This is a genomic window from Mesorhizobium sp. M1409, assembly GCF_040317535.1.
Classification (GTDB): Bacteria; Pseudomonadota; Alphaproteobacteria; order Rhizobiales; family Rhizobiaceae; genus Mesorhizobium.
This window is the reverse complement of sequence record NZ_JAMYKV010000002.1, coordinates 49,606-60,210: the sequence shown is the minus strand read 5'-3', so window position 1 is coordinate 60,210 and position 10,605 is coordinate 49,606. Positions and strand designations below refer to the sequence as shown.

Sequence of the window (10,605 nt, the reverse complement as noted above, 5' to 3'; positions counted from 1 at the left end):
TGGACCATCGGGGCGAGCCCCCGACAAAGGAGGAGACGAAAGCATGAAAAAGACCCGCACTCTGCTGGCCGCGCTATCGGTCAGCCTGCTCGCATCGACCAGCGCGTTTGCCGGCGACGTGCGCATCATGTGGTATTCGGACGGTGTCGAAGGCGATGTCATCCAGGACATCCTGAACCGCTTCATGAAGGACAATCCCGACATCCACATCACCCTCGACAACGTCGCCTACAAGGTGATCCAGGAGCAGCTGCCGATCCAGCTCGAAGCCGGCCAGGGTCCGGACATTGCGCGCGTCACCAACATCAAGGAACTCGCCCAGCACTGGCTGGATCTCAGGCCACTGGTCGCCGACGCGAAATACTGGGACGACAATTTCGGCGACACGCTGGACTGGATGCGACCCGACGGCTCCAAGGCCATCACCGGCTTCATGACCCAGCTTACGCTCACCGGCGGCTTCGCCAACAAGACGCTGTTCGAGCAGGCCGGCGTCGCGTTGCCGGGCGACAAGGCGACTTGGGACGACTGGATCAACGCCGCCGCCGAAGTTGCGAAGAGCCAGCAGCTGCCGGCAGCGTTCGCCATCGACCGCTCGGGTCACCGCATTTCGGGCGCCACCGTATCCTACGGTGCGAACTACGTCGGCGCCGACGGCAAGCCGGCGAAGGTCGACGACGGCACCAAGGCGTTCGTCGGTAAGCTCGTAGACTGGACCGCCAAGGGCCTGATGCTGAAGGACACCTGGGTGTCGGCGGCAGGCTCGACCTATCGCGCTGCAACGGACGATTTCATAAACGCGCAGATCCCGTTCTACTATTCAGGCAGCTGGCAGGTTGCCAATTTGTCGACCAAGATTGGCGACAGTTTCGACTGGATCGCGACCGGCTCGCCCTGCGGCACCGCGGGGTGTTCGGGCTTGAAAGGTGGCGCGGCACTCGTTGCCATCAAATACACCAAGAACCCCAAGGACGTTGCCAAGGTTATGGATTACCTGGCCAGCGAAGCCGTGGTGAAGGAGTTCAGTGAGCGCACGCTGTTCCTGCCAGCGCACAAAGGCGTCATCGCGAAAGGCGGATTGAAGTGGGGTTCGGCCGACAAGAATGTCGGTCCGGCGCTCGACAAGTTTGTCCAGGCGGCGGGTGAGACCTTGCCGGCAGCCGACGCGCTGCCGCCGTGGAAATGGGCCAATGCCTACTACGCCGCACTGGTGACCCGTGTCAGCCAGGTGATGGCCGGCGAACTTACCCTCGACGCTGCCTGGGTCAAGATCGACCAGGATATCGCCGACAAAGTCGCCGAGGCCAAGTGAGCGTCGCTGCGACATTGAAGGCATGGACCGGCGCTGTGCTCGCGGCGCCGGTCTTATGGCTGGCGTCGATCGTCAACGTGCCGCTCAACGCCTGGCAGCGCGCGACGGGCACCGGCGGCATGGCCGCCTTCTTCCTCGCCCCCAACATGGCGATCTTTGGCATCTTCGTCCTGGTGCCGCTGGTCATCAATTTCTTCTACTCGGCCACCTCAGGGACGGCTTACTTCCTGCAGGACCGCAGCTATGTGGGGCTGGAGCAATACCAGCGCCTGCTCGATTGCGGCAACTACCTGGACACCGCCACCTGCCGCGAGGACCTGTTCTGGAAGGCCGTGCACAACACCGGCCTGTTCGTCGTCGTGCAGGTGGCGCTGATGACGGTCGTGTCGATGGCGACCGCGCTGATCCTCAACCGCGAGATCGTCGGGCGCTCGTTCTGGCGCGCGGTGTTCTTCTTTCCGGTGCTGTTGTCGCCCGTCGTCACCGGCCTCATCTGGCGCTGGATCCTGCAGCGCCAGGGGCTGCTGAACATGATCGTCCATGACTTTGGGGGCGAGCCGCACAACTGGCTGACCGACCGATTCTGGGCTTTCACTGCCGCCGTCAGCGTTTCGGTCTGGGCGCATATGGGCTTCTACACACTCATCCTGCTTGCCGGCCTGCAGGCTATCCCGCGCGACCTCTACGAGGCGGCTGAGATGGATGGCACGAAGCCGGCGCGGGTATTCTGGCGCATCACGCTGCCGATGCTGATGCCGAACCTGCTTGTCGTCATCGTGCTGGCGCTGATCCGCGCCGTGCAGATATTCGACGAGGTCTATGTGCTGACCGGCGGTGGTCCGGGAACCTCAACCCTCTATCTCACGCAGTACATCTACGAGATCGGCTTCGCCTCGCTGCTGCGCAATCCAGGGCTGGCTTCGGCGGCCTCCATCCTGATGGGACTGGTGCTGGTCGTGCTGACCTTGGTGCAGTTGCAGGTCGGGCGCCGGGGCGAACGCAAGGGGGCGCGGCAATGAGCGGCGTCGCCGCATTCCTGACCCGCCGGCGCGGTGGCCGCTCCTGGCACTGGACCGACACTGTGACCTGGCTGTGGCTCGTCGGTGGTCTCGTCATCATATTCGGCCCGGCCATCTGGCTGGTTGGTTCGTCGTTGAAGACGCCGGCACAGCTCTCAGAGTTCCCGCCGACAATTTTGCCGTATGTCAGCCAGCAGACGAGCGTCGAAGGCTATGACAAGCCGCTCACCCTTTACACGGTGAAGCTGCCGGACGGCTCGAGCAAGGTGATGGCCGAGGTGCGCCGCATCGGCATCGTGGCGCAGATGATCGATCCCAAGGCGCCGAAGGACATCATCAAGGTCAATATTGCCGACCGGCAGCCGGTGCGTGAGATCGGCTTCGCGACTGAGAACTATATCGAACCCTTCGTCCATTTTGACTTCCTGCGCTATCTCCGCAATTCGGTTTTCGTCACTGCTATGGCGACGCTGATCACGCTGCTGACCAATTCGATGGCCGCCTTTGCGTTGTCAAAATATAAATTCCGCGGCCGCGATTTCACCATGCTCTTGATCGTCGGCACGCTGATGGTGCCGCTCTCGGTCATCCTGGTGCCGCTCTATTCGGTGGTCAGCGCCTTTGGCCTGCTCGATTCGCTGTGGGGCGTCATCCTGCCGACGGTGGCCACACCAACCGGCGTGTTCCTGTTGCGCCAGTATATGCTCACCATCCCCGACGAACTGCTTGATGCGGCGCGCATGGACAATGCGTCGGAATGGCAGATCTACTGGCGCATCGTGTTGCCACTCGCGGCACCGGCGCTCGCGGTGCTGGCGATCTTCTCGGTGGTCTGGCGCTGGAACGACTTCCTGTGGCCGCTGGTGGTGCTGTCGCGCAAGGAACTCTACACGCTCCAGGTCGGGCTCAACACCTATGCCGGCGAGCTCAATGTGCAGTGGCACTACATCCTGGCGATGACCGTGGTGACGATGATCCCCGTCGTCCTCGTCTTCGTTTTCCTGCAGCGATACATCACCTCCGGCATTGCCGGCACCGGGCTGAAGTGAGGGCGCCATGGGACGCATAACGCTGACCAACATCGATCGCGCCTACGGCAAGGTGAAGATCCTGCACGACATCAGTCTAGATGTCGGCGACGGCGAGATGCTGGTGCTTGTCGGCCCGTCGGGCTGCGGCAAGTCCACGCTGCTGCGGCTGATTGCCGGGCTCGACCAACCGACCGGCGGCAAGATCGAGATCGACGGCGCCGACGTCACCGAGGTCTCGGCCGCACAGCGCGGGCTCGCCATGGTGTTCCAGTCCTATGCGCTCTACCCGCATATGAGCGTGCGCCAGAACCTTGCCTTTGGGCTCGAAAACATCCGCATGCCGAAAGCCGAGATCGACCGGCGCATCGCGGAAGCGGCGCGCATGCTGGAAATCGCGCCCTATCTCGACCGCAGGCCAGGGCAGCTCTCCGGCGGCCAGAAGCAACGCGTGGCGATCGGCCGTGCGGTGGTGCGCAATCCGACCGCCTTCCTGCTCGACGAACCGCTGTCCAACCTCGACGCTGAACTTCGCATCTCGACGCGCGCCGAACTCGCAGCCCTGCACAAGCGGCTGGCCACCACGATGATCTATGTCACCCATGACCAGGTCGAGGCGATGACGCTCGCCGATCGCATCGTGGTGATGCGCGCCGGCAAGATCGAGCAGATCGGCCGACCGCTCGACCTCTATAATGCGCCGGCCAACCTGTTCGTCGCAGGCTTTATCGGCGCGCCGCGCATGAACCTGCTGCCGGTCAAGGTGTGTTCCGCCAGCGCGACCGAGGTGCATGTCGACGGTCCGGGCGGGCTTTCGGCCGCGGTCGCAGCCGACGGGACCGCGCTAAAGCCGGGAGACGACGCGACGCTTGGCATCCGGCCACACGACATCGAACTTTCGGACGGCGGCAGCGGCGCGGTCAGCGCGCAGGTTACGCTGGCCGAAGCGCTGGGCCCGGAAACTGTCGTTCATGCCATTATTGCCGGCGACAACAAGCTGGTCGCCGTGCTCAAGCGGCAAGGCGTCGAAACGCAGGGCCTGCCGCTCAGCCTGGCTTTGCCGCCGGAGCGGCTGCACCTCTTCGATTCCGCCGGGCTGCGCGTCGCCTCGCGCTAATCGTCAGTAAGGAAGCGCCGGAAAAAGCCGGCCACGGCGGCGCGTATGGCTGGCGTTTCGACATGGCCGCTCTCGGGTTCCCGGTGAAGGATGAGATGGTCGCCGGCTCTGGCCCGCTCATAGCGGCTCGTGTTTGCGAGAGCGCGCAATCGACAGCTGCCGGCGGCGCCAACGGATCCTGGTCGCCCATGCCGACAAATTGCGGTCGTGGCGCGATGCGTCCGGCGATCTCGCCATTGGCGGCCAGGTTCAGCAATCCTGGAACTGTAAGGTAGATGCCGTGCAAACCGTGCGCGCCGATCGGGCGTATGGATATGGTCGAAAAATGTTGCATAGCCGATCTTGATGCTCTTAGGCAGGCTCGTGATATCGAGCGGACCCGGGCCTCCAAGCACCGGGCCATACCAGCAGAACGTTCCCAATCGGCGTAGTATGTCGAGCGACCCTTCGAAAGGTCGCCGGCCCGGAGCCATCATAAACTAGTGGCGGCAGTTCGGTACCGTGCTCAAGCAGGTCGGCGACGACGATGTCTTGTCGATCGAGCACGAGGACACGAGCTAACCCCGATGGAAGGTATGCGAAAATCCGTCGCGCTCCTGCGCAATATGGTGATCAACCTGTCATAAAGCCAGGACTTGCAGAGGTTCGGGCAGAGTGAGCATCGCCCGCTATCTCGACCTCCACGACGAACTGGCGATCTCCGAACAGGCCGAGCTTTGGCGCCGTCCGAAAAGTGCCAATGACGCGCGAAGCGATCTGGATGGCCGGTCCTGGTGCGAAGGGGGCATAGGGTCGCCATATTCGACTGTTTGGCTGCCGCGGGACCATACGGAAATATACGGCAAGATTTCTGATTTTGGCCCACGAAAAAGTCAATGAAATCAATGATTCCGGTACATCCTCCGGGCCCACTATATTATTATATATCAATATCTTACGCCTAATTCATCGAGTTTGAATTGAGCGCTGCCGGGTAAATCTATGGCTTCGGGGTAAAATGGTTTGGGCCGTTCGTGAGTTTTCTCCGTCTTCTTAATGGCACCCGTCACACGTAGCTCAACATTCCCGGCTCCAAAAGACCTTTCAGCGATGCGTGCGGTAATCGGCGGCAACGACGTGCAATTAGGCGGGTTCTGAACTCGGCCACAGCCTCAAATTGCTCGAAGGCGCTCGTGTGTTGATGTCGCCATTGAATGCGCGAGGGCAGGTCGCGGCCTAGAAGCTAGGTCAATAGCTGGCTTCGCCAGTTCCGGCCATACAGAGGAGGCGACCGTCGTTGACGTCTCCGAAAGCAACGATGAGGTCATCGGGATCGTCAGCCTCACGCCAAAGTCTGTGGGTGGCGCAGACGCGGCAGCGCCGGCTTGGTTAGGCCCAGCCTAAGCAGAATTATCGAAAATCATTATTTGTGCATCGCACACAGCGTGCTTTGCTCCATCCGCCGGCTGAAAGAGAACAAAAAGAACGTCAGGTGGCAGCCTTCGGCGATGCGTCCGAAGGCGGGTTGTTTTGGTGCGGACAGCGCCTGACCTCAGAAAAAGACAGGGGAACGTGATGACGACAATAATCTCGAAGTTTCGCCGTGCCGCGCTTTCGGCCGGCATTGCCCTCAGCGCGCTTTCGGTGAGCCTCCACGCCGAAGCCGGCAGCTTGAAGCTGGGCATGACGACCTGGGTCGGATACGGCCCGCTCTTCCTTGCGCGCGACATGGGCTACTTCAAGGAAGGCGGCCTCGAAGTCTCGCTCGAAGTCATCGAGGAAGCATCGATGTACATGGCGGCCGTCGCCGCCGGCGAGCTCGACGGCAGCGCCTCGACCATCGACGAAATCATGAAGTACCGTTCGAAGGACGTCTGCTTCAAATCGGTCTATGCATTGGACGACAGCCATGGTGGCGACGGCGTCTTGGCGCCGAGCAGCGTCAAGAGCGTCGCCGACCTCAAGGGCATGGAAGTCGGGCTGAATGAAGGCTCGGTCTCGCAGTTCTGGTTCAACATCCTGCTCAAGCAGGCCGGTCTTAGCCAGGCCGATGTGAAGGTCACCAATATGACGGCGGATGATGCCGCCGCCGCCTTCATGGCCGATCGCATTCCCGTTGCCGTCACCTGGGAGCCGCATCTGACGTTGGCCAAGAAGGAAAACAAGGGCCAGGTCCTAATCGACTCGTCGAAGACGCCCGGCTTGATCGTCGACGTGGTGGCGCTGAACTGCGACTACATTACGAAGAATCCAGTGGATGTCGAGGCGCTGGTGAAGGGGCTCTACAAGGCCAACGAGTTCATCAAGGAAAATCCCGAGAAAGCCTATGAAGTGATGGCTAAGGGCGTCGGCGGCTGGCTCAAGGATCCGAAGGACTTCGCCTCCTCCGCCGCGGGCGTGAACTTCTACGGCAAGGAGCGCAATGCGCAATTTTTCGCCGGTGGCGAGAATGGCGAAGCCGGCAAGCTGATCAAGCTCGGCGGCGACGTCTGGGGCGGCTTCGGCAAGCTCAAGATGGACATCAAATACGATGACCTCGTCGATCCGTCCTTCCTGACAAAGTGATCTGGCCTCGCAAAGCGAGTTCGTTGGACCGCAGGCCGAGCCTTTCGCCTGCGGTCTATCCAGCCCAAAGGGTTTCCCTGTGACATTGGCACCGAATGCAACGTCTCCCATCAGCCATATCGTGACCAAGAGCGTGGATAAAAATCAGCCCGGTCGATCCGCCTGGAAAGCTGTCGCCACGCCGTTTCAGGCCGTGTCGCGCCCTCTCTCCATCACGCTCAGCGTCCTGGTCTGGTGTGCGGTCATCGGCGGCTGGTTCGCTCTGACCTATTCCGGAGCGGTCAAGGAAATGTTCCTGCCGCGCCCGGAATCCGTCTTGTCCACCACCATCAGGATGGTGCTTGACGGCTCCTTGTGGGAGCACGTGCTCGCCAGCGTCCAGGTGGTGCTGATCGGTTTCGTCATTTCGAGTATCGTGGCGGTGCCGCTCGGCTTGACGATGGGCACCTACCGCATCGTCCAGGCGGCGCTCGATCCGCTTGTCAATTTCATCCGCTATCTACCGGTGACGTCCTTCGTACCACTGTTCATCCTGTGGATCGGCATCGGCGTCGAGCAGCGCGTGGCCGTCATCATCTTCGGCATCTTCTTCCAGCAGCTGGTGATGATCGCCGACAGCGCCCGCAGCGTCCAGCGCGACCTCGTCAACGCAGCCTATACGCTTGGCACGAAACGCAGCGACACCGTCTTCCACATTGTCTTTCCGGCCACGCTTCCCAACGTGCTCGACGTGCTGCGCGTCACTATGGGCTGGGCTTGGACCTATCTCGTCGTCGCCGAACTCGTCGCCGCCCGCAGCGGACTTGGTTACATCTCGCTCAAGGCGATGCGCGGCTTCCAGGTCGACGTCATCTTCATGGCCATCGCCATGATCGGCATCCTTGGTCTTTGCACCGACCAATTGTTCCGGGGCATCCGCCGCCTCGTCGCTCCCTGGGCCAATTGAGGATTTGCTGAAATGGACGCCCTGACACTCGCGACGAAACCGAAGAGCGCCGACATCGGCGTTGACAATGTGGCGCTGCGCTACGGCACGGGCGACAACGCCGTGCTGGCGCTGGACGGCATCTCGTTCCATGTCGCGCCCAATGAGTTCTGTGTGATCGTCGGCCCATCCGGCTGCGGCAAGTCGAGCCTGCTCTATCTCATCGCCGGACTCGAGGAGCGCACCGGCGGCACGATCGCCGTCGGCGGCAAGCCGGTCACCGAGCCGGGTCCGGATCGCGGCATGGTGTTTCAGGCCTACACGCTGTTTCCCTGGCTGACGGTGGCGCAGAACGTCGAATACGGTCCGAAGCGCAAGGGCATGTCGGCGGCCGAGCGCAGGGCGATCGTCGAGCATTTTCTCCATGAGGTCGGCCTGGCGAAATTCGCCAACCATTATCCCTCGCAGCTGTCGGGCGGCATGAAGCAGCGCGTGGCGATTGCGCGCGCGCTCGCCAACGATCCGCAGGTGCTGCTGATGGACGAACCCTTCGGCGCGCTCGACAGCCAGACCCGCCACTCCATGCAGAAGCTTCTCTTGAGGATCTGGGACCATTCCAAGAAAACCGTCCTGTTCGTCACCCACGACATTGACGAGGCGATCCTGCTGGCGGATCGGGTGCTCGTCATGTCCGGCCGGCCGGGCCAGATCAAGAAGGAAATCCGCGTCGGCCTGCCGCGTCCGCGCAGCATGGATCTGGTCATGGAGCCGAACTTCATCGCCATGAAGCGGGAAATCCTCGATCTCTTGAAGAACGACGAAGACGAAGAGCACTAAATGCATGTCGCCCAAAAGTGACCTCGGTTTTGGGAAGACGACATGCATGAAACGAAGACCGGTGGTCTTCGTTGTGGACCACGAAATAGGCACGGCATGAGCATCGCGACCGTGGGATTCGACTATATCGTCATCGGCGCGGGCTCGGCCGGTTGCGTCCTGGCCAACAGGCTGAGCGCCAACCCCGCCAACCGCGTCTGCCTCATCGAGGCCGGCGGCAGTGACGACCGCACAAGGGTGCGTGTGCCGGCCGGCATTCTCTCGCTCTACGGCAATCCGGCCTTCGACTACGGCTACAAGGGTGTGCCGCAGCCGCTGCTCAACAACCGCCGTATACCGGTCAACCGGGGCAAGCTTCTTGGCGGATCGAGTTCGATCAATTCGATGGTCTATATTCGCGGCGCCGCCCAGGATTACGACGAGTGGGCAGCGCTCGGCTGTGCGGGGTGGTCCTATGCCGACGTGCTGCCGGTCTTCAAGAGACTGGAGCGGAACCTCCTGTCCCAGAGCCCGGCCTATCATGGCTTCGAGGGCGAACTGCTGGTCGACAATCCGCGGGATCCCAACGCCGTATCCCATCTGTGGGTAGAGGCGGGTCGGGGCCTGGGCCTGCCCGAAAACCGCGATTTCAACGCCGATGGCCAACTCGGCCTGGGCATCTACAACGTCACCCAGGACAAGGGCCAGCGCTTCTCGGCCTACACCGCTTTCGTCCGGCCGGTTCTCGGCCGGTCGAACCTCCAGGTCCTGTCGGGCGTCGAGGTGCTCGATCTGGCCGTCGAAAGCGGGCGCGTCGCGGGCGCCAATGTGATCAAGGACGGCGCGGTCCAAAGGCTGACATGCCGCGCCGAAATCGTGCTCAGCGCGGGCGCGATCGGATCGCCGCGCATCCTGCTTGCTTCCGGCATCGGGCCGGCCGACGAGCTGAAGGCGGCGGGGATAGAACCGCTTATGAACGTGCCGGGCGTCGGCAAGAACCTGCGCGACCATGTCGACGGCATGATCACCGTGCGGTCGAACGGCGCCAGGACGCTTGGCCTGTCGCTCGCCAATCTGCCGGCGATGCTGGCTGCACCCTTTCAGTATTTCGTCTGGCGCAAGGGCATGCTGACGACCAATTATGTCGAGGCCGGCGGCTTCGCCAAGACGAAATATGCCGGCGATATTCCCGATGTCCAATTCCACTTTGTTCCGGGCTACCGCAGCCATCGCGGCCGGCTCGTCGAATATGGCCACGGCTATGCCGTGCACACCTGCGTGCTCAGACCCGGAAGCGTCGGCGAAATCACGCTTGAGCGTGACGGCACCCGCCGCAACGTGCTGATCGATCACCGCTTCTTCAGCGGCGGGCAGGACGCCCTGACCCTTGTCGAAGGCATCAAGCTGGCGCGCTCGATCCTGGCTTCGCCAGTTTTTGCCGATATTCGCGGACCGGAAATCCTGCCGGGACCCGATGTCGTCACCGACGACGAGATCCTCGCCTATCTGCGTGCCGAAGCATTGACCGTCTATCACCCGGTCGGCACGGCCAAGATGGGCACCGATGCAATGGCAGTGGTCGATCCCGCCGGCCTCAAGGTGCGCGGCTTCGGCAATCTGCGCGTGGCGGACGCCTCGATCATGCCGACGCTGATTGGCGGCAACACTAATGCGCCGTCCATGATGATCGGCGAAAAGGCGGCCAGGGCGATGCTGTCGTAGTCTCGCGTTGGCCGACTCTCCTGGCATTTAGGGACAAGCTAACCACTGCCACGTGAAATCGTAATTTTCGGTAATCAGTCCCTCCGGTACACCAGCGATCTGACCTCCTCGCATCCGCAGAA

9 protein-coding genes and 1 pseudogene are annotated in these 10,605 nt (G+C 62.0%); 9 read left to right on the top strand and 1 reads right to left on the bottom strand.

The window, feature by feature from the left end; genetic code table 11:
* Positions 1-43: 43 nt before the first annotated feature.
* The 4 genes from NKG99_RS01765 to NKG99_RS01750 are packed head-to-tail and all read left to right on the top strand — an operon-like array spanning position 44 to position 4,476.
* Positions 44-1,312, top strand: a complete 1,269-nt coding sequence (locus NKG99_RS01765) for an ABC transporter substrate-binding protein (protein ID WP_352863563.1) — start codon at positions 44-46, stop codon at positions 1,310-1,312.
* A complete protein-coding gene (locus NKG99_RS01760) occupies positions 1,309-2,331 on the top strand; it encodes a carbohydrate ABC transporter permease (RefSeq protein ID WP_502910988.1) in 1,023 nt (340 codons plus the stop codon). The genes NKG99_RS01765 and NKG99_RS01760 overlap by 4 nt, the downstream gene beginning before the upstream one ends.
* Positions 2,328-3,380 (top strand): carbohydrate ABC transporter permease, encoded by a 1,053-nt coding sequence (locus NKG99_RS01755; RefSeq protein WP_352863561.1) that lies wholly within the window; start codon positions 2,328-2,330, stop codon positions 3,378-3,380. Before NKG99_RS01760 ends, NKG99_RS01755 begins: the two co-directional genes overlap by 4 nt.
* Before the next feature lie 7 nt (positions 3,381-3,387).
* Positions 3,388-4,476 carry an ABC transporter ATP-binding protein gene (locus NKG99_RS01750; protein ID WP_352863560.1) on the top strand — a complete coding sequence of 363 codons (1,089 nt, stop codon included), beginning with the start codon at positions 3,388-3,390 and terminating at the stop codon, positions 4,474-4,476.
* 305 nt (positions 4,477-4,781) lie between these two features.
* Here NKG99_RS01750 and NKG99_RS01745 read toward each other — a convergent pair.
* Positions 4,782-4,962: pseudogene (locus NKG99_RS01745) on the bottom strand (quinone oxidoreductase); the annotation flags it as partial.
* A gap of 168 nt (positions 4,963-5,130) precedes the next feature.
* On the opposite strand from NKG99_RS01745, the gene NKG99_RS01740 reads away from it, so the two are divergent.
* The 5 genes from NKG99_RS01740 to NKG99_RS01720 all read left to right on the top strand — a co-directional run bounded on the left by NKG99_RS01740 (position 5,131) and on the right by NKG99_RS01720 (position 10,483).
* Entirely contained in the window at positions 5,131-5,355 is a 225-nt protein-coding gene (locus NKG99_RS01740; protein WP_352863559.1) for a hypothetical protein, read from the top strand.
* 675 nt (positions 5,356-6,030) lie between these two features.
* Positions 6,031-7,020 carry an ABC transporter substrate-binding protein gene (locus NKG99_RS01735; RefSeq protein ID WP_352863558.1) on the top strand — a complete coding sequence of 330 codons (990 nt, stop codon included), beginning with the start codon at positions 6,031-6,033 and terminating at the stop codon, positions 7,018-7,020.
* A 133-nt stretch (positions 7,021-7,153) separates the two neighbouring features.
* On the top strand, positions 7,154-7,966 hold the full coding sequence (locus NKG99_RS01730) for an ABC transporter permease (protein WP_352863557.1): 813 nt from the start codon (positions 7,154-7,156) through the stop codon (positions 7,964-7,966).
* Positions 7,967-7,978: 12 nt separating this feature from the next.
* Positions 7,979-8,782: an ABC transporter ATP-binding protein gene (locus tag NKG99_RS01725; protein WP_352863555.1), complete on the top strand. Its 804-nt coding sequence runs from the start codon at positions 7,979-7,981 to the stop codon at positions 8,780-8,782.
* A 96-nt stretch (positions 8,783-8,878) separates the two neighbouring features.
* Complete coding sequence (locus tag NKG99_RS01720) at positions 8,879-10,483, top strand: GMC family oxidoreductase (RefSeq protein ID WP_352863554.1); 1,605 nt, start codon at positions 8,879-8,881, stop codon at positions 10,481-10,483.
* Positions 10,484-10,605 lie beyond the last annotated feature (122 nt).